At 66.0% G+C, this 16,950-nt stretch carries 32 protein-coding genes; 25 read left to right on the top strand and 7 right to left on the bottom strand.

Annotated elements, in window-relative coordinates:
- The first annotated feature begins 1 nt into the window (after position 1).
- Entirely contained in the window at positions 2-220 is a 219-nt protein-coding gene (locus DMP07_RS04550; protein ID WP_123197953.1) for a hypothetical protein, read from the top strand.
- Here the strand turns inward: DMP07_RS04550 and DMP07_RS04545 are convergent, their stop codons facing one another.
- From DMP07_RS04545 to DMP07_RS04530, 4 genes are all read right to left on the bottom strand, one after another.
- Positions 221-1,708 (bottom strand): recombinase family protein, encoded by a 1,488-nt coding sequence (locus DMP07_RS04545; RefSeq protein ID WP_123197952.1) that lies wholly within the window; start codon positions 1,706-1,708, stop codon positions 221-223. It abuts the gene before it with no gap.
- A gap of 99 nt (positions 1,709-1,807) precedes the next feature.
- Positions 1,808-2,026 (bottom strand): hypothetical protein, encoded by a 219-nt coding sequence (locus DMP07_RS04540; protein WP_123197951.1) that lies wholly within the window; start codon positions 2,024-2,026, stop codon positions 1,808-1,810.
- Entirely contained in the window at positions 2,019-2,663 is a 645-nt protein-coding gene (locus tag DMP07_RS04535) for a hypothetical protein (protein ID WP_123197950.1), read from the bottom strand. The genes DMP07_RS04540 and DMP07_RS04535 overlap by 8 nt, the downstream gene beginning before the upstream one ends.
- A 49-nt stretch (positions 2,664-2,712) precedes the next feature.
- Positions 2,713-3,384: an XRE family transcriptional regulator gene (locus tag DMP07_RS04530; RefSeq protein ID WP_123197949.1), complete on the bottom strand. Its 672-nt coding sequence runs from the start codon at positions 3,382-3,384 to the stop codon at positions 2,713-2,715.
- A 159-nt stretch (positions 3,385-3,543) separates the two neighbouring features.
- On the opposite strand from DMP07_RS04530, the gene DMP07_RS04525 reads away from it, so the two are divergent.
- The 24 genes from DMP07_RS04525 to DMP07_RS04415 all read left to right on the top strand — a co-directional run bounded on the left by DMP07_RS04525 (position 3,544) and on the right by DMP07_RS04415 (position 15,393).
- Positions 3,544-3,771 carry a helix-turn-helix domain-containing protein gene (locus DMP07_RS04525; protein ID WP_123197948.1) on the top strand — a complete coding sequence of 76 codons (228 nt, stop codon included), beginning with the start codon at positions 3,544-3,546 and terminating at the stop codon, positions 3,769-3,771.
- A gap of 189 nt (positions 3,772-3,960) precedes the next feature.
- On the top strand, positions 3,961-4,104 hold the full coding sequence (locus DMP07_RS08760; RefSeq protein ID WP_161957023.1) for a hypothetical protein: 144 nt from the start codon (positions 3,961-3,963) through the stop codon (positions 4,102-4,104).
- Positions 4,095-4,340, top strand: coding sequence for a hypothetical protein (locus DMP07_RS04515; protein ID WP_123197946.1), 246 nt, complete (start codon positions 4,095-4,097; stop codon positions 4,338-4,340). The genes DMP07_RS08760 and DMP07_RS04515 overlap by 10 nt, the downstream gene beginning before the upstream one ends.
- Entirely contained in the window at positions 4,337-4,741 is a 405-nt protein-coding gene (locus tag DMP07_RS04510; RefSeq protein WP_123197945.1) for a hypothetical protein, read from the top strand. The genes DMP07_RS04515 and DMP07_RS04510 overlap by 4 nt, the downstream gene beginning before the upstream one ends.
- 5 nt (positions 4,742-4,746) lie before the next feature.
- The gene (locus tag DMP07_RS04505) at positions 4,747-5,874 is read left to right on the top strand and encodes a DUF1351 domain-containing protein (protein WP_148039644.1); all 1,128 of its coding nucleotides are present in this window, start codon (positions 4,747-4,749) and stop codon (positions 5,872-5,874) included.
- On the top strand, positions 5,867-6,385 hold the full coding sequence (locus DMP07_RS04500) for an ERF family protein (RefSeq protein ID WP_161957022.1): 519 nt from the start codon (positions 5,867-5,869) through the stop codon (positions 6,383-6,385). The genes DMP07_RS04505 and DMP07_RS04500 overlap by 8 nt, the downstream gene beginning before the upstream one ends.
- The gene (locus DMP07_RS04495) at positions 6,382-6,831 is read left to right on the top strand and encodes a NinB/YbcN family protein (RefSeq protein ID WP_148039643.1); all 450 of its coding nucleotides are present in this window, start codon (positions 6,382-6,384) and stop codon (positions 6,829-6,831) included. Before DMP07_RS04500 ends, DMP07_RS04495 begins: the two co-directional genes overlap by 4 nt.
- A gap of 3 nt (positions 6,832-6,834) precedes the next feature.
- Positions 6,835-7,347: a single-stranded DNA-binding protein gene (locus tag DMP07_RS04490; protein ID WP_123197941.1), complete on the top strand. Its 513-nt coding sequence runs from the start codon at positions 6,835-6,837 to the stop codon at positions 7,345-7,347.
- A 9-nt stretch (positions 7,348-7,356) separates the two neighbouring features.
- Positions 7,357-8,016: a hypothetical protein gene (locus DMP07_RS04485; protein WP_123197940.1), complete on the top strand. Its 660-nt coding sequence runs from the start codon at positions 7,357-7,359 to the stop codon at positions 8,014-8,016.
- The gene (locus DMP07_RS04480; protein WP_123197939.1) at positions 7,988-8,647 is read left to right on the top strand and encodes an ATP-binding protein; all 660 of its coding nucleotides are present in this window, start codon (positions 7,988-7,990) and stop codon (positions 8,645-8,647) included. The genes DMP07_RS04485 and DMP07_RS04480 overlap by 29 nt, the downstream gene beginning before the upstream one ends.
- Positions 8,637-9,089, top strand: coding sequence for a hypothetical protein (locus DMP07_RS04475; RefSeq protein WP_123197938.1), 453 nt, complete (start codon positions 8,637-8,639; stop codon positions 9,087-9,089). Before DMP07_RS04480 ends, DMP07_RS04475 begins: the two co-directional genes overlap by 11 nt.
- On the top strand, positions 9,086-9,544 hold the full coding sequence (locus DMP07_RS04470) for a hypothetical protein (RefSeq protein WP_123197937.1): 459 nt from the start codon (positions 9,086-9,088) through the stop codon (positions 9,542-9,544). Before DMP07_RS04475 ends, DMP07_RS04470 begins: the two co-directional genes overlap by 4 nt.
- Complete coding sequence (locus DMP07_RS04465; RefSeq protein ID WP_123197936.1) at positions 9,541-9,816, top strand: hypothetical protein; 276 nt, start codon at positions 9,541-9,543, stop codon at positions 9,814-9,816. Before DMP07_RS04470 ends, DMP07_RS04465 begins: the two co-directional genes overlap by 4 nt.
- Before the next feature lie 252 nt (positions 9,817-10,068).
- Positions 10,069-10,575, top strand: a complete 507-nt coding sequence (locus DMP07_RS04460; protein ID WP_123197935.1) for a hypothetical protein — start codon at positions 10,069-10,071, stop codon at positions 10,573-10,575.
- Positions 10,572-11,309 carry a hypothetical protein gene (locus DMP07_RS04455; RefSeq protein WP_123197934.1) on the top strand — a complete coding sequence of 246 codons (738 nt, stop codon included), beginning with the start codon at positions 10,572-10,574 and terminating at the stop codon, positions 11,307-11,309. The genes DMP07_RS04460 and DMP07_RS04455 overlap by 4 nt, the downstream gene beginning before the upstream one ends.
- A 12-nt stretch (positions 11,310-11,321) precedes the next feature.
- The gene (locus DMP07_RS04450) at positions 11,322-11,600 is read left to right on the top strand and encodes a nucleoside triphosphate pyrophosphohydrolase family protein (protein WP_123197933.1); all 279 of its coding nucleotides are present in this window, start codon (positions 11,322-11,324) and stop codon (positions 11,598-11,600) included.
- Positions 11,597-12,256, top strand: coding sequence for a hypothetical protein (locus DMP07_RS04445; protein ID WP_123197932.1), 660 nt, complete (start codon positions 11,597-11,599; stop codon positions 12,254-12,256). Before DMP07_RS04450 ends, DMP07_RS04445 begins: the two co-directional genes overlap by 4 nt.
- The gene (locus DMP07_RS04440) at positions 12,253-12,579 is read left to right on the top strand and encodes a hypothetical protein (RefSeq protein WP_123197931.1); all 327 of its coding nucleotides are present in this window, start codon (positions 12,253-12,255) and stop codon (positions 12,577-12,579) included. The genes DMP07_RS04445 and DMP07_RS04440 overlap by 4 nt, the downstream gene beginning before the upstream one ends.
- Positions 12,576-12,923, top strand: coding sequence for a DUF3310 domain-containing protein (locus tag DMP07_RS04435; protein WP_123197930.1), 348 nt, complete (start codon positions 12,576-12,578; stop codon positions 12,921-12,923). The genes DMP07_RS04440 and DMP07_RS04435 overlap by 4 nt, the downstream gene beginning before the upstream one ends.
- Positions 12,920-13,054, top strand: a complete 135-nt coding sequence (locus DMP07_RS09050; RefSeq protein WP_280176186.1) for a hypothetical protein — start codon at positions 12,920-12,922, stop codon at positions 13,052-13,054. The genes DMP07_RS04435 and DMP07_RS09050 overlap by 4 nt, the downstream gene beginning before the upstream one ends.
- Positions 13,051-13,368: a hypothetical protein gene (locus tag DMP07_RS04430; protein WP_123197929.1), complete on the top strand. Its 318-nt coding sequence runs from the start codon at positions 13,051-13,053 to the stop codon at positions 13,366-13,368. Before DMP07_RS09050 ends, DMP07_RS04430 begins: the two co-directional genes overlap by 4 nt.
- Positions 13,365-14,486: a DNA cytosine methyltransferase gene (locus DMP07_RS04425; protein WP_123197928.1), complete on the top strand. Its 1,122-nt coding sequence runs from the start codon at positions 13,365-13,367 to the stop codon at positions 14,484-14,486. The genes DMP07_RS04430 and DMP07_RS04425 overlap by 4 nt, the downstream gene beginning before the upstream one ends.
- On the top strand, positions 14,483-14,959 hold the full coding sequence (locus tag DMP07_RS04420) for a Holliday junction resolvase RecU (protein WP_123197927.1): 477 nt from the start codon (positions 14,483-14,485) through the stop codon (positions 14,957-14,959). Before DMP07_RS04425 ends, DMP07_RS04420 begins: the two co-directional genes overlap by 4 nt.
- Positions 14,956-15,393, top strand: coding sequence for a hypothetical protein (locus DMP07_RS04415; protein ID WP_123197926.1), 438 nt, complete (start codon positions 14,956-14,958; stop codon positions 15,391-15,393). The genes DMP07_RS04420 and DMP07_RS04415 overlap by 4 nt, the downstream gene beginning before the upstream one ends.
- Positions 15,394-15,433: 40 nt before the next feature.
- Here the strand turns inward: DMP07_RS04415 and DMP07_RS04410 are convergent, their stop codons facing one another.
- The 3 genes from DMP07_RS04410 to DMP07_RS04400 are packed head-to-tail and all read right to left on the bottom strand — an operon-like array spanning position 15,434 to position 16,931.
- Complete coding sequence (locus DMP07_RS04410) at positions 15,434-15,751, bottom strand: DUF2958 domain-containing protein (RefSeq protein ID WP_161957021.1); 318 nt, start codon at positions 15,749-15,751, stop codon at positions 15,434-15,436.
- A gap of 55 nt (positions 15,752-15,806) precedes the next feature.
- Positions 15,807-16,445 (bottom strand): DUF2786 domain-containing protein, encoded by a 639-nt coding sequence (locus tag DMP07_RS04405; protein ID WP_123197924.1) that lies wholly within the window; start codon positions 16,443-16,445, stop codon positions 15,807-15,809.
- 48 nt (positions 16,446-16,493) lie between these two features.
- Positions 16,494-16,931 (bottom strand): hypothetical protein, encoded by a 438-nt coding sequence (locus DMP07_RS04400; protein WP_123197923.1) that lies wholly within the window; start codon positions 16,929-16,931, stop codon positions 16,494-16,496.
- Positions 16,932-16,950: the final 19 nt, after the last annotated feature.

Here is a 16,950-nt window from a genome sequence, read left to right as displayed (position 1 = left end):
CATGATGTGGAAGAACGGCGAAGGATTGCTCGGTTGCGCGGCGCGGCCGAATGCGCGGGGCTCGCACGGCCTGATGGAGCGGGCGCGCAATGCGGTCGGGCGCGCGGGCTGCGCGGCGCGCTCTTCGATGGCGCGCATGCATGCGAAGGCGGCATGCCGAAGCGGGCAGGGCACGACCGAGTACGCCATTCTGGTCGGAGTACAGGTGCATCGAAGATAGCTAATCAATGCCCTTCAGCTCGACCCGGAGCCTGATCCTCCCGCCGCGCGTGTCCTCCCGCCAGTAATCGACCCGCTCGACCACGGAGCGCACGGCGTCGTTCTTCGCGGCCGCGTCGGCCCCTTCGTCGCGAAGGATACCGACGGCATCGCGCACGGTGTAGGCGAACTCGTCCGCGTCGACGTCGCGGGCGGCAAGCTCCGCGAGCCTCGACCTCATGCGCCCGGCCGATTCCTCCGATGCGTCGCGCCTCGACTTGAACTCGGACACGGTGATGGCCTCGGCGTAGAACAGCTCCAGGAGCTTGTCCAGCCTGCGCTCCTCGTCCGCGAGCGCCCTTTCTATCGCGGCGACCTCGCGCGGGTCGGACCCGACGGGGCGCGCCCCCGTCTCGACGTCCTCGGCGACCGCTTCGAGCGCGGAGCACAGCGCGTCCACCACGTCGGCCACGGACGCGCTGCGGCACCTGCATCCCGTGTTGTACGCGTGATGGAGCCTGGGATACTCGCCGCCGTACTTGTTGCGGACGAGCTGGCGCGTCATGGCCCGGCCGCATTTGCCGCAGAACACGACGCCAGCCAGCGGGTTCTTCAGTGTCCTGTCGCGTCTCACGGGGACGGCCTCGAAAGCGGCCTGCGCCTTCTCCCACGTCTCGGCGTCGACCAGCGGCTCGTGCTTCCCTTCGGATACCACGTACTCGCCCTCGGCGCTCGTTACGGTCTTCTTCACGAACTTCAGGCCGTCTCGCGAGACGACCCGGCTCCTTCGGTACCCGTAGCGGATGATGCCCTTGTACACGGGGTTCGACAGGATCGCGCCGATGCGCGACGGCGACCAGGTTCCGCCGCCTCTCGCCCTGACCCCGGAATCGTTGAGCCTGCGGGCTATCGCGCCCTTGTTGCTGCCCGAAGCGGCCATCTCGAACATCATCCGCACCACGGGGGCCTCCGTCTCGGACGGGGTTATCTCGGGACGCCCGAGCACCTTGTCGTACCCGTACGGCGGCTTCGACCCTAGGTAGTTGCCGCGCTCCGCCGACATGACGCTGCCGGCCTTCATGCGCTCGCGGATGTGCTCCAGCTCGATGTTTCCGACGAACATCTGCAGCTTGAGGTGCTGCGCGTCTGACGGGTCGTCCGGGTCGTAGACCCTGCCAGGCGTCACTATCCTCGTGTGCGTCCATTTGAACGAGGACAGGATCCAGCCGTATTCCATGGGGTCGCCGCGCCCGAGGCGGTCGATCGCGTGGACGATAACGCCGTCGCACTCGGGGTCGGATATGCGCTCCATGAGGCGCTTGAACTCGGTGCGCGCCTCGATGCTCTCGCCGCTCACCAGCTCGCGGTACACTTCCTCGACGCGGTACCCCTCGTGCCTCGCCAGCTCGGTGAGCGCCCGTTCGTGGACGGCCAGCGTCTCGTATTTCCCGACGCGCTCCTTCTCGGCGTCGGCTCGGGACTTCCTGAGGTACATCAGGTAATAGCCCATGTATAATCACCCCTGTCGGGACGTTTGTGCGCCCTGAATCGACGAACCCCGCCCCCTCTGCCGCCAAGCACCGGGCGGGGTTCTTCTTTTATTCCCTTCTCATCGTCCGACAAGGACGGCCCTAACGCAGTCGCGGGCGGCGTCTTCGGCGGCCCGCTCGCTCCAGCCGTGCGCCTCGAACGCCTTCGCGATGTCGCGCTTGAGGCCGCCGACGTCCATCACGCACGGCCTCCCGCTCGAAGCCTCGGCGTATTCGACGGCCTGCCTGGCCGTCAGAATCGGGACCTCGGAGAACCCGCTTGCTTTTGCGCTATTCATTTGCAGCGATCCTTTCTTTGATCGACGCGAAGGATTTCGTCACGGCTTCGTCGGGGTTTGAATCCCCCGCATCGCGCGAATACATCGTCGTCTTCACCCCGGTGTCTACCTCCGTCAGCACGACGTATACGATCTGACGCTCTCCGTCGATAAGCCTAACCGATACGCTCATCCCGCACTGCGCCGCCCATACGTGCATGTCGACAAGGTTCATTCCGCCGTCGCTCGTGTACGTGAGATTCGCCACGATCGTCCCGTCGAGCCGTGCGCCGATCGGCCAGGACATGCGAAAGGCCGCACTGGCGACGTTCTTAGGAACCTTGCCCGTCTTCGTCATGTTCTTGAAGTCGATGCCGATGTGTTTCGAGCTTGTGTCCACGGGAAGGCCGACGACCTGGGGAATGAACTTCGCGAGCATCGAGGCGGCGTCTTTCTCGACTTTTTCCTCGGTGAACATGGCGACGTCGACGCCTGCCTCGGACAGCCTCTCGCGCCGGATGCGGAGCCCCTCCTCCTCGATCCTCTTGCGCTCCTCTATTTCGCGCAACTCCTCCTCGCTCGGCGGTCTTCCCGCTAGTTGCTTCACCATGGCATCGACGAGCTGGTTGGCGAACTTCTCGCGGTCTTCGTCCTCCATCTTGCGCCATTTTCTGAAAGCCGATTTAAGGGACCTCACGCTCTCCTCCTTAGAAGTCGTAGTCGAACGGGAACATGCACCAGACGACGCGCCCGATAACAGTCACCGTTTTCGTCTCCGGGTCGTTGTAGTCGAAGATCATGTCTCGGAACGTCGGGTCGTTCGAGTCGGGGCGGAGCTTGATGCCGTTCTCGAGCCTATGGACGCGCTTGACGGTTGCCTCGTCCCCGTTGACCGCGACGGCGTAGAGCTTGCCGTCGACCACCTCGCTCGTTGGGTTGATGTAGGCATACGAGCCGTTGCATAGGACGCGGTTCACGGATTCGCCCTTGATCTTCAGGAAGAACCCCTTGGGGAACCTCGATCTGATCGCCGCAGGGGCGGGGCACGGCGTGTCGGTCGGAACCATTTCGAGCGGGACGCCGGCGGCGACGGACCCGAGGAGCGGCGCCTCCGTCCATCCGTCGTCTTCTTCGCCGTCGAGCGATACGAGGAAATAGTCGGCGGGCTTGTAGTAGAAGTCGCCGATCTTCGCCCCGAATATCACGCACAGCTGAATGAGGGTGTTCCCGTCGGGCTCGGTGCGCCCTCGCTCCCAAGACAGCACCGTCTTCCCGCTCTTTGGCGGCTCGAGCATCTCGCCCAGGCGATCGGCAGAAACTCCGAGCCGGTCTTCCCTGTATCGGCGAATCGTCTTGCCGATGTATTCCTTCTGGTTCATGGCAACCCTTCCACTACTTTATGTAGTTCCCATTATAGCTAATTCATCAGGCAAAAGCTACATTTCGTTACTTTTTAACAATTTGATATTGTCATGGCTACACACTGTAGCTATAATTCGTGATGGCTACAAAATGTATCCGAAAGAGAAAGGAGAGACATGCGAAGCAAAGATTTTGAAGTGATCGACCGCGCCGTGAAACGTCGCGGCATCACCGTCGCCGAGCTGAGCAGGCGCGTCGAGATGGACCCCGTGCTGCTTCATCGAAGCCTCTACGGCGCTCGAAACATCAAGTCTTACGAGTTCGTGGCCCTGTGCGCAGAACTCGACCTCGAGATCGAGGACTTCAAAGACTGCTTGCCCGAGGCGCTGAAAGCGAAGGTCTAGGTGGTCGCATGGGCCGAAGACCCGAAGAGAACGACCCCGTTGTATTCCGCAAAGGACGATGGGAGTTCGAGTTCGAGAAGGCCGACGTGGTTCTCACGGCGGCGAGAGACATTCGCCTCTCAGAAGTGAGGGGCCCGTTTGAAAGGCTGGTTATAGATGAAAGAGAGAGGAAGGAACGCGCGGTCTTGCTTGGCGGCGGCCCGCGCGTTCGCTAAGAGCGACCCGCTTCTGCGCGAGGTCACTCCCGAAATGGTAGCACAGGCGGCCTGCTTCGTCGTCGGCATCTTCGTCGTGCTGTTCGCCGCGAAAGGCTGGGTGCTGACATGGATGTGACGGCCGACAAGGTGCGCAGGCTCGCAGAGGCGAGGATAGAGCTCGACGCGGCGGAGCGCGACATGCTGGGCCGGGGGTCGAGGCGCCATTTCCACTCGCTCGACAGCGACGCGCTGTTCGACGCGATGGCCGAGGCGGTCGGCTCCGAGGTCGAGGCGCACGAGGGCGAACGGAGCGCGTGGCGTTCCTTCGACGCGTTCGGCGTCGAGTTCTTCGCGATGGCGGCGCGGCGATGAGGCCGACGATCGAGAGCCCGCACGTCCGCCGCTACACGGTGAGCGGCGAGCGCCTGGCATCGGGCCGCACGATGGCGATCCGCACGAGGGGGTGGATGGAATCGAACCCCTCGGCGTTCTTCGAGATCGTCGGCTACGTCAAGGCGATGCAGGGCCGCAGATGCGGCCGTGTGCGCGACCGGGTGGCTGCGTTCTGCGTAGACAGGGGCATCGACGTCGGCGGCGAGTACGCCTTCGACAACACCCTGTGGGCGGGGATAAGCCGATACGCCGCCCTGTTCGACCCGTCGCTGGTCGGCGACCCCCTGAGGTTCCGAGACAGCGACATCGACTGCTACGGGCTGCTGCCCGTCAGCTATCTCCCTGAATTGAAACCGGGCGAGAAGCCCGACGGAAGGTGATGGACATGGACTACGCGAAGATGACCGTCGCGCAGCTCCGCGAAGAAGCGGAGGCCGCGGGGGTCGACATTCCCAAGGGGGCGAAGAAGGCCGACGTCGTCGCCGCCCTCGAAAAGGCGGGGGAGGACGCCCCGCAGGCCGTCGAGGCCGAGGTGATCGAGGAATCGGACGGCATCGCCGTCAGCTTCCTGGCCGGCTCGATCGAGGCGAACTTCGACGCGCTCGACGCCAAGGTTGACGAGATCCTGGCCGAGTACGACGGCTGGGAGCCGTCGGCCGAATCGGCCGAGGACGTGGAGCAGTGCATGCGCGAGCGCAAGTACCTCAACGGCCTCGCGAAGCAGGTCGACGAGCGGCGCAAGGCCGTCAAGGCCGAGTACCTGCGCCCCCTCGACGCCTTCGAGGCCCGCGCAAACGCGACGCGCGACCGCATCAAGGAGGCGGCGGCGAGGCTTCAGGCCGTCGAGAAGGAGGCCGACCAGGCGCGGCGCGACAAGAAGGAGGCCGAGCTGCGCGAGCACTACGAGGCGATGGCCGGAATACTCGCCGAGATGGTCCCCTACGAGGGGCTGGCCGACCCGAAGTGGCTCAACAAGACCGCGCCCCTTCCCAAGTGCAAGGAAGAGCTCGAGGGGCGCGTGCGCAAGGTCGCGGCCGACTGGGAGGCCCTGAAGGACATGGGGCTGGCGTTCCAGGAGCAGGCCGAGCTGCGTTTCTTCCAGTCGCTCGACCTCGGCCATGCGGTCGCGTGGGCGAAGAAGCTCGAAGAGGACAAGCGACGCCTCGACGGCATGAAGAGCGAGCTGTACGGAGAGCCTGAGCAAGCCCCCGTCGAACCGGCGCCGATGCCTCCGCAGCCGGCGCCGATGCCGGCTCCTGTTCCGCTAGTCCCCGCGCAGCCGGCGCCGACGGTCGCGGATCAGACGGCCGAGACGGTTCGGAAGGCCATGGCCATCGCCTCGGGGCCGTCCGAGAAGCTGCCCGTCCCCTGCGTCGTCGTGGTCGATTCCGCGACCGTCGAGCAGATGAGGGCGCTCGGCATGCTGTGCGGCCTGGTGGGAATCACCGGCACGTTCAAGATGGGCACCCTCGCCGAGGTGTGCGAGCGCGAGTTTGGAGGAAGCCGTGGATAGCTCTATCGCCAAGAAGCTGCTCGACGTGCAGGCGCTGCTCAAGGTCGAGAAGGGCCAGTACAACAAGTTCGGCGGGTTCTCCTACCGCAGCAAGGAGGACATCCTCGAGGCCGCGAAGCCGATATGCCTCGAGAAGGGATTGCTGCTCATGTGCGACGACGAAGTCGTGAACGTGGCCGACGGATGGGTCTACGCGAAGTCGACCGCCACGGTGACCGACGTCGAGACGGGCAAGGAGGCCTCCGCGTGCGGCTGGGCGCGGGAGCCGAAGGAGAAGAAGGGCATGGACGCGTCGCAGATAACCGGCACGGCCGCGAGCTACGCCGGCAAGCGCGCGCTCGGGAACCTGTTCTCCATCGACGACACGAGCGACGCCGACGCCGGGGACAACAGGCAGCAGGGCCCGTTCGTGGCTGCGTGCAGGTCGTGCGGGACGCGCTACACGTTCCAGGACGAGCAGCAGCTGGCGGCGAGCGCCTGTCCCTGCGGATGCCGCGAGTTCGTCCGATGAGGGGCAACGCCTACGAGTGCATGGCGTGGCTGTCGAACCAGGACCCGTCCAAGACCTACGAGTGCAAGAAGGTCGCGAGGAAGAGGACCCTCACGCAGAACGCCTACTACTGGGCGATGCTCAACCGCCTGGCGAGGGCGCTGCGCATGTCCGATTCGGAAGTCCACCTGAACATGCTCAGGGAGTACGGGGTCTGCGACCTCGTGACGCTCTCGCCCGAGGTTCCGGTCGGCTGCTACTTCAAGTACTACGACGACCTGGGGACGGACTGGATCGGCGGCGAGGAGCGACGCACCGTCAAGGCGTACAAGGGGTCGAGCTCCATGGAGTCGGCCGAGTTCGCGCGGCTCATAGAGGGCATGCGCGAGGAATGCGAAAGCCAGGGCATCGACGTGGCGACGCCCGAGGAGATAGCCCGCATGGAGTTCGTGCGGGGGAAGGAATAGGACATGGGCAACATCAACAGCGTGAACATCTCGGGGAACATCACCCGCGACCCCGAGCTCAGGCAGACCGCGGGCGGCATGTGCGTGCTGACGTTCGGCATCGCGTCCAACGACCGCCGCAAGAACCAGCAGACGGGCGAATGGGAGGACCACCCGAACTTCGTCGACTGCACCGTGTTCGGCAAGCGCGCCGAAGGCCTCGCGAGGTTCCTCGCCAAGGGCATGAAGGTCGCGCTCTCCGGCTCCCTGCGCTACTCGAGCTGGGAGAAGGACGGGCAGAAGCGCAGCAAGCTCGAGGTCGTGGCCGACGAGGTGGAGGTCATGTCCCAGGCGCAGCAGCAGCCTCAGGAGGCCCCTGCGTACGGCCAGGGATACGCCCCGCAGCCGATGCAGCCGATGCAGCAGCAGTACGCCCCGCAGCCGATGCCCGCGCAGCAGTACGCGCCCCAGGCGGCCCCCCAGCAGCCGCAGGCCGCGGCCGTCCAGAGCGTGTACGACGAGGACATCCCGTTCTAGGGAGGGGCGTTGCAGATTCTCGATTCACTCGTCGAGGGGCCGCTGAGGCTCAGGAACAAGCGCGACGGCGACGAGCTCCTGGGGATGATCGTCCGGTTCCTCGCGACGGGGGAGGAGCCCGAGCCGAGGAACGACGTGCAGGAGGCGATCCTGACATCCGTGCGCCCCGTCCTCGAGAAGAGCAGGGCGCGCGCCGAATCAGGCTCGTCGGGCGGCAAGAGCAAAGCGAACCGCCAAGCGAAAACGGAAGCAAACGCTCTAGCAAACCGCCTAGCAAACGGCGAAGCAAACGCGCTAGCAAAAACGGAACCAAAGCCGCAAGCAAACTGCGTAGCAAACCAGCTAGCAAACGGCCTAGGGAATAAGGAAGAGGAATTAGGAATAGGAATTAAAGGAGAGCAGGAAGGGCAGAGGGCGCGTTTCCGCGCCCCTTCCACCGCCGAGGCCGAGGAGTACGCGAAGGCCTACTGCGACGGCCACGAGCCGCCCATCGACCCCGCTCTCTTCGACGCGGAATCGTTCGTCGACTTCTACGCCTCGAAGGGCTGGAAGGTCGGGAACGCTCCGATGAAGGATTGGAAGGCGGCGGTCAGGCGATGGGTTCGCCGCCGCCTCGACGAGAGGAAGGAGGCGAAGGCCGATGAAGCGCCCGTTTTCCGCGAGTGGTGACGTCGTGGCCATGGCCATGGCCATCCGAGACTCGCTGCCGCCCGAGGCGTTCGCCGCGGCCGACGAGGAGGCCGCGAGGAGGAAGGCCGACGTGACGGCCCGAAGGATCCTGCGCTCGGATATGCCGAGGCGGTTCGCGAACTGCGCCCCGTCGATGCCCGAGACGGCCGCATGGGCCGAAGGGGCCGCGAACGGGGAGCCGTCGAACCTCGTGCTCTACGGCGAGGCGGGATGCGGCAAGACCCGCGAGGCGTGCGCCGCCCTGCAGATCGCCGCGAAGTCGAAGCCCGTGCTGTTCGCCACGTTCGGCGACGTCCTCAGGGCCGTCCGCTCGACCTACGGGGCGGGCGAGGGCACCGAGGAGACGGCGCTTTCCCGCTATCGCTCGGTGTCCGTGCTGTGCGTCGACGATTTGGGCAAAGAGCGCCCCACGGCCGACGCGCTCGAGAAGCTGTTCGCGCTTCTCGACTTCCGCTACGGAAGGATGAAGCCGACCGTGTTCACGACGCAGTACACGCCGCAGACGCTCCCGCGCCGCCTCATGGCCGAAGGGGCCGACTACGAGCAGGTGGACGCGATCATGCGCCGTGTCTACCAGGGCGCGAAGGCGGTGGCGATGGATGGACGCTAGGACGCTGAAGGGGCGGAGCGCAGAGGCGTTCGCCCTCCTGGGCAAGCCGTGCGTCGGCGCGAGGTACCTGGGGTCGGGCGACCGCCACGAGCTTCTCGACGGGGCGGCGTGCGTCGTGTGCGGCCGTCCCGCCACGGAGGCCCACCACTGCCCGCCGAAGGGCATGGGCGGCGGGAGGTTCCGGCTGTCCACGCCGAAGGGCGACTTCACGCTCCGCGCACCGCTTCTGGCGGTCTGCGGATGCGGCAACGCCACAGGATGCCACGGCCTGTTTCATGCCGGGGCCGTCAAGGCCTCGTGGGAGTGGGATTCCCCCGAGTTCGAGCGGCTGTGGCTCGACGGGACGCTGCTCGAGGGCCGCGACCCCAACGAGGCCGGGCTGTTCGGCTTCGGAAGATACGTGATCGATTCGCCCTACGGGCGCAAGGAGGCAAGAGGATGAACGACGAGAAGAAGGGCATGACCGACGGCGAGGTGGAGATGGCCATCATGGCCGCGCTCGCGCGTTGCAGCGCGTCGGAGGACTGCTCGATGTGCCCGCTGTACGCCGTCAGCAACGACGAGAGCTGCCCGCGCCACATAGCCGACATGGCCCGCCACCCTGAGGCTTACGAGCTTCAGCGCGACGGCAGGAGAATCGTCGTGCAGCGCGTCGGCGAGGCCGGGGAGGACGTCCCCGCCCTGATCGCGGCGTACGAGGCCGTCGGCGAGGTCGTTGACGAGACGGCCTCGCATTGCAGGACCGACGCGTCCGAGGCCTTCGTCGAGATGTTCCGCCACGGGGCGAGGGCGATGCTGTCCGTCGCTTCCGGGTTCGATGCGGGCGAAGTCTCGCGCGCCGAGCTCTCCATGGGCCTGGCGAGGATCACCCGCGCCGTCTCCGAGGACGAGGAATGACGACGCGCGGCCTCGCCCCGCTGACCGACCGAACGCCGGCGTGCCGCCACTGCGGCGGCTCCGACGCGCTGCGCCAGGTGGCCTTCGGCGACCTCGACGTGACGCTCTGCGGCCGCTGCGCGCACGCCGCCGAGGTCGGCCGGCTGGAATACCGCCTGCGCCGCGACATACGTCGCCGCGTGACGAGCCCGGTGAACCAGTGGAACGCCTACGGCGCCGGCGTCGTGGAGTGCAGCGTGGACGGCGGGCCGTGGACGCGGGGCCGGCCATGAAGCGGTGCATGTGCAAGGCGTGCGTGCGCCGGAGGGCGCTCGCGCAGGGCGCGCAGAAGCAACGCGCTCGGTCGGCCGCGCTGGTTCGCCGCGCGAGCAAGCCGGCGTGGGTGGACATTCACGGCGTGGGCATGCGCCGAATATAGCCGAGAGCCTACACGGCGGCGCGTGACGGCCGCGAAAGCCGCGCGCGCCCCGATTATCGACAGCGAAGGAAACGGCGGCTTAGAAGCCGCGAGAAAGGATGGAACGATGGATAACGTAGAGAGGGCGCTTCGCTCCGCCGTGCAGGGCTGCGACCCGCACTACTGCGCCGAAGCCGCCGACCTGCTCGGCATCGGGCACCCGGACTGCTTCGAATGCGGCGGGGACGAGTGCGACGCGTGCGCCGAGCGCGTGGCCGACGCGATGGCCGCGCACCTGATGCCGGATGGCGTTCAGTGGCCGCGCTTCGCCGACGGCGAGCCGGTGAGCCTGGGGGACGAGGTTCAGGGCATCGACTGCGACGAGTTCGTATGGGCCGTGCGAATCGACAAGGCCGGCTGGACGCTGTTCGACGAGTGCCGCGAGTACGTGTACAGCGGCGGCTTCGGAGAGCCGGCCGAGCGCCCCATGACCCCGCCCGCCGCCACCGTGCGCTGCGCCGACTGCGCCCACGCCCGCGTCACGCCGCGCGGCCTGTCGTGCGCGGTGCACGGCGGCGCGGGCTGGTTCGCGACCGAGGCCGACGGCTTCTGCCATCGAGGTGAGCGCCGATGAGCGGCGCGTATCTGCAGCCGAGCCGCGTTGTGCTCGACGCGCACTCCGGCGCGACGTCCGGCCCGGTGCGCGTGTCCTACTTCGACCCGCGAACCGGCGAGCCGTGCGCGACGAAGCCGGAGCCGCTGCACGGCGACCAGGAGAGGCGCGGCCGAGAGCGCGAGGGCTACCGCGCGTCGCTCGCGCGCGGGTGGAAGAAGCGCGCCGTGCTGGTCGGAAGCGTCGAATACGAGAGCATAGCCGCCGCCGCGCCCGCGGTAGGCGTGAGCAAGACCAAGCTGGCGAAGTCGCTTCGCGATGGCGCGGCCGAGGTCAACGGCCGCTCGGTGCGCTACGCCGCCGACGTTCAGCCGCCGCCCATGAGGACGAACAATCCAGGCCACAAGTGCGCGGTGCTGGTGGACGGCGTGCGCCACGAGAGCATCGCGGACGCAGCCGCCGCGCTGGGGTACAGCCGGACGTATTTCGCGTCCGAGCTGCGAAGCGGCCGGCGCGACTACGGCGGGCGCACGGTCGAATACGCCGACAAGGCCATGAAGCCGGAGCCGGCGAAGACGGAGCGAAAGCCCATGGACCCGGCGAAGTATCACACCCGCCCCGTCATGGTGGACGGCGTGCGCTACGCGCGGCTCATGGACGCCGCCGCCGTCGTCGGATGCTCGCAAAGCTACCTGAGCATGCGGCTGAAAGAAGGATACGACCGCGTGAAAGGATGCGCGGTGGCCTATGCGTAAGGAGGATGCGAAATGCGTGTGAACGTCGGAACCGTCCGCGCGTTCCCGGGCGTGCTGCCGGACAAGGCGCAGGCCGTGAAAGTGGTCGAGGAAGCCGCCGAGGTGTTCAGCGCCTGGGAGCAGTGGAGCGGCGTGCGCGACGAGGGCATCCGCGACATGCTGGTCGGCGAGCTGGCCGACTGCGTGACGGCGTGCGCCAACCTCGCGGCGGCGCTCGGGGTGTACGACCTCGCGCGCGCCGTGAAGGAGGCGGAAGTGAGGAACGAGGAGAGAGGGAGGTACGAGGAATGAAGATCCCGCCGAACGAGAACGACTACTACGAAGAGGCCGTGAAGGGCATCGTGGCGCGCATCGTGTCCGCCGGAGGCACCAAGGAAGATGCCGAGGCGAAGGGCAACGAGGTGCGAAACGCCGTTGACAAACTCGCCGACGCGTTCGCCGACGAGCAGGTGAAGCGCGGCGGAACCAGGGCCGGGGCGCGACCCGCCGCCCGCGCGGTGCTCAGATGCATCGAGTACGCCGCGACCGACGGCGTGAGCCTGATCGACGCGTACAAGGACAGCGTCGATGAGAAATACAAGGCCATATGCTCGCACACAGATTCGGCGGAGCGAATCGTCAACGAGTTCGGCGCCGGCATGGACCGACGCTTCGAATACGTGGAGAACGCGGTCAAGAGGCACGAGCAGAAGCTGAAAGAGCGCATGGACAGGCTCGAAGCGAGCGTCAGGCGTTTCGAGGACATCGAGCGCGGCGAATTCGAGACGCCGGAGGCTCGCGAGGCGCACGCGCTGTTCATGGCGCTGCTGCGCGAGGCCAAGGCCGAGGGCGTGACGCCCGACAAGGCGGCCGAGGTGGCGAGCTACACGACGTGGGCGGCGATCACGAAGGCGCCGCCGACCGCGCCGGGGTTCACGGTGGAATGCGAAGAAAGGGGGCGCCGATGAAGCCGACGAACGAAGAACGCCGCGAGGTGGCGGCGAGGCTGCGCGTGCTGTCAAGCCATCGAGAGGTTGACAAGGAGCTTGTCGAGGACGCTCTCGGTCTCTACATGGGCGAATGCATCGACGGCTACGACCCCGTGAGCGTCATGGAGCTGGCCGACCTAATCGAGCCGGAGCCCGAGAGGGCATGTTGCGATGAAGGCACGTCGGCCTTCAGGTGCGGCCGCTGCGGCGCTTTCGCGCTGCGCGACGCGATAACCGATCTGTGCGGCCCCATCCCGATACGGTACTGCCCGAACTGCGGCGCGAAGGTGGTGGAGCGATGAAGCACGCCCAGTTCCCCGACTTCTGCCAACGCTGCGGCGAGCCGGTTGAGGTCTACTACGCCGAAGCCGACCCGCACGTCGCCGTATGCCCCGCTTGCGGCTGGTCGTGGTCGCCCGAAGACGAGCCGCCCGCCGCGCCCGTGGACGATGCGCGCCGATACGACCACGGCGGCATCGAGTGCATAGACGCGATGCGCGCCGCGCTAACGCCGGACGAGTTCCGGGGCTACTGCAAGGGCTGCGTGCTCAAGTACGTGTGGCGCGAGGGCTACAAGGGCGGCGACGCCGACCTCGCGAAAGCCGCCGACTACCTGAGGTACGCGACGGAAGGCGGCGAGGCATGACGGACGTAGGCGCCGCCGTCGGCGCGGTTGCCATGTTCGCGGCCGCTGCGGTAGTGGGCGCGGCGGTGTGGCTGTTCTGCTGCGCCGCCCTCGCCCTCGCCGCGTGGGTGCTGGAAAGGCGGCGGCGATGAAGGTGACGAAGCGGCGGGACATAGCCGCATTGATCAGGCGCGAGGAGGAAGAGCGCAAGGCACGCGAGCGCCTGGCCGAAGCCCTCGCCGCCGACACGCTGGAGCAGGTCGCCGTAGACCTGTTCTACGTCGCGAAGCATCTGAGCGAGATCATGCTCGAGCGCGAGGAGTTCGACCCCGGCCGCGTGCTGGACGTGTACGACGGGCTGGAGGAGTTCCGGGTGCGCCTCGCACACGCCGGCCTCGCCGTCGAGTGGCGCGACGTGCTGCCGGAGCATTATCGAGGATTGTACGGAAGCGAGGCGAAGCTATGAGATACCTGTCGCTTTTCAGCGGCATCGAGGCCGCGTCCGTCGCGTGGGAGCCGCTCGGCTGGGAGCCCGTGGCGTTCTGCGAGGTGGACGCGTTCCCCTCGGCCGTGCTGGCCCACAGATGGCCGGACGTGCCGAACCTTGGAGACATAACCAAAGTCGATTGGAGCGAGTATGCGAGAGGAAAACGAAAGCCCGACGTCGTGGTTGGGGGAAGTCCCTGCCAGTCTTTCAGCGTCGCGGGGAACCGGGAAGGTCTGGCAGGAGAATCCGGCCTCATGTTTGAGTATATACGCGCTGTTCAATGCATCATGCCTGGATGCTTCGTGTGGGAAAACGTCCCGGGAGCGTTCACGAGCGAGGACGGGGAGGCTTTCCGACAGCTGCTGTCCGAGATGGATGCGCTCGGGTACGGCCTGGCATGGAGAGTACTGGACGCGCAGTTCTTCGGCGTGGCCCAGCGACGCGAGCGTGTCTTTCTTGTCGGATGCCTTGGTGACCCGCGACGTGCCGCCCGAATACTCTTTGAGCCCGACGGCCTGCGCTGGGATACTCCGTCGAGCCGCGAAAAGAGGCAAGAGCTTGCCGCGCGAGCTGGACGAGGCCCTGCGGGCGAGGGCGGCGCAGTAGCGAAGACGCTCCAGGTCCGATGCGGCTGCGAGGGCGGCGGCAAGGGCGCTCTCGTCCAGGACGACATGAGCGCCACGCTTTCGACGAGCCAGACGCAGACGGTGTTCGCGCCCGTCTGCCTGGGCGACGACAACGCCAAGGCGGCGTGCGACGTGGACATGTGCGGCGCGCTGAAGGTCGGCGGGTCGGCTCCGATCATGGGCGGAGCGGCCTACGAGGTTCGCCGCCTGATGCCCGTCGAGTGCGAGCGCCTGCAGGGCTTCCCGGACGGCCACACCGACCTGACGGGGGCCGATCCCGACGCGCTGTTCGAGAGGATGGCGAGGGAGGACATGGACGAGGCCGAGCGCAAGAAGCTGCGCACGAGGCTTCGCAAGTGGTGCAAGGCGTGCCCGGACACGCCGCGCTACAAGGCGTGCGGGAACTCCATGGCTGTTCCGGTCATGCGCTGGATAGGCGAGCGGATCGCCATGACGGAAGGGGGACGATGAACGGAAACGGAGCGGGCAAGCGTTTCGAGAAGAAGTTCCGCGAGGCCATGGAGCCGCACGGGTTCGTGCTGAGGATCCCGAACAGCGTGCAGCCGCGCGGCGGCAGGCTGATCGGCAGCGAGACGGAGGCCGACTTCCTCGTGGCCACGGGGGAGGATTCGTACCTCGTGGAGTGCAAGGCGTCCAACAGGCCGCGCCTCGACTTCTACAACGTCAAGGAGCACCAGGAGGAATCGCTGGCCGAGTTCGACGCCATGGGGCCGAGATGCCACGGGTTCCTCGCCGTGGAGTTCTACGACAGGGACGGCTACAGGGCGCCCCACAGGATGTTCCTGCTCCCCGTGGGCGAATGGCTCGCGTACAAGGAGGAATCGGGCAGGAAGTCGATGCCCGTGTCCGAGTTCGATGCCAAGGCTGTCGAGGTCCCGTACGAGCGCGGGGCCTACAGGTTCGACGGAAGGTGGTACGCATGAAGATGATCCTTAGCGACGAGCAGACGCTTGTGAGCAGGTACCTGAGGTCGTTTCGCACGGCGTCCGACCGCCTCGACTCCGCTTTCGTGTTCCTGGAGAAGGCCGAGGCCGCAAGGTCGTCCATATCGGCCTCGATAGGGACGTTTTCCATGGGCGGCGAGCAGCGCGACAGGATGCTCGGAGCGATGCTGCGCATGGACTCCGCGATCGACGATATAGGCGGGTTCACTGCCGAACTGTCCGATAGGTTCAAGGAGGTCGAAGGACTCATCAGCGAAGTGCAGGAGTTGGACCCGAGGGCCGGCAGGGCTCTCAGGGACGTATACGTCTCGGGCCTCACCGTAAAGGAGGCCGCAGAGAAGGAAGGGTGCTCGAGGAAGACCGAGTACGAGAACCTAAAGCGCGGCCTGGACATTGCCTACGATCTGCTGTAACCGAAACAAGGGGGGCAATAGCCCCCCCTTGTTGCTTTCGTTATCCTATGCGGTCTATGTCCGACAGTCTCCTCGGTCTCCAGTACGCATCGCGCTCTATGAGCTCGAATCCCGCCGCCTTGTTCGCCTGCTCGAACTCCGCGATGCTGAAGTACCCGAACTCGCCTTCGAGGCCGTTGACGAATCCGTACGCCATGCGGCTGGCAGGGTCGTACTCCGTCATGTACCAGTCCCACCCGTTGAAGACGCTGAAGTAGTGGGCCACGGCGACCGCCTCGAATGGATCCCTTCCCTCGATGTCGGTTTCGTACAACGCTGGGGCCTTGCCCTCGATGGCCTTCGTTACAAGCTTCTGCATTTCTTCGCTCCCTTCGTCCATGGGGCCGGATGGCATCCGGCCCCTGTGGCCTGTCCTAGCCGGCGATCCTGCGTGCCCTCACGGCGTCCTGCCCCGCCTCGCATCCCCTCGCCATGCTTGCCGCATTCTCCCTGATCCTCCTCGGTGCAGGTGCATTCCTGAGGGGCATTTTGCGAACGTGGTCCTCGACGTCCTGCGGGACCGTGAGCATGAGTGCTTCCGCCTGCTTCTCGAGCTCCATCGCCACGCCGCACACGAACCCCCTCACGAAGTTCTCGTATGCGTCGGGGTCTGTGTAGAAGTCGTCTTCGTGCCTCTTCCCGAGCTTGTGGCCCACCTCGAGCAGGTGGGTGAACACGATCGCAGCTGCCTCTGCGTCGCTCCTGTGTCCGAGGAACGTAGGAATGTCCCGCTTGCCGTCCGCCGTCGTCGTCAGCACCGGCCTGCATCTGAAGTTCTTTGCCACTACCGAGAACAGGAGCCTCAGCCACGCCCTCCTGATCTTCGTTTCGGCGTACACCCTTGCCACTTCGTCGGGCTCCCCGCCTTCGAGCTCCCATTCCTCGATGCCGTTGTCGGCGATGAGCTTCTGCGCCTTCAAGGCGAACGCGATAGCCTCAGCCTCCGTGGCGCCCCGCTCTACGGAGTGCTCTCGAAGCTTCTTAATCTTGTCGATGATGCTCTTCCGCTCCATGTCTCCCGCCTTCCCGGAGGGGCCGAAGCCCCTCCTTCCATATCTGTGCTACTCGGTGAGGTCCCATTCGTAGACTTCTGCAATGTTCTGCCAGTAGCCGCCGTATCCGTCGTCCACGAACTCCTGGTAGCCGTCCTTGCCTTTTCGGAAACCGTCGCCCTCGAGAATCTTTCCCCGGAGCATCTTCACCGCCGAAACGATCGTGATGAAGTCGAAATCCATCGCCTCGCCCGTCTCGATCTGGTAGAGATAGCATTGGATCGCCGCAAGGACCTCTCCGTCGCTGTAAGGCCTCACATCGGCCGTCACGGGGGTGTGGTTCCTGTCTCCGACACACCACCTCCTATAGGTCATGTGCTCGTTAACAACCCTGAGGGCCTCCGCCATGTCGATCGAGTCCCTTCGGGTCTTCTCGATGATTCCGTGGTTCCTCATGCCCTCCACGATCGCCAAGACCGTGTAGTCGCTGCATACAAAGCTGCTCATCGCCGCTCCTTTCGTTTGA

The sequence above is a fragment of the Slackia faecicanis genome (genome assembly GCF_003725295.1).
GTDB classification, from domain to species: Bacteria; Actinomycetota; Coriobacteriia; order Coriobacteriales; family Eggerthellaceae; genus Slackia; species Slackia faecicanis.
This window is presented reverse-complemented; position numbering and strand designations above follow the sequence as displayed.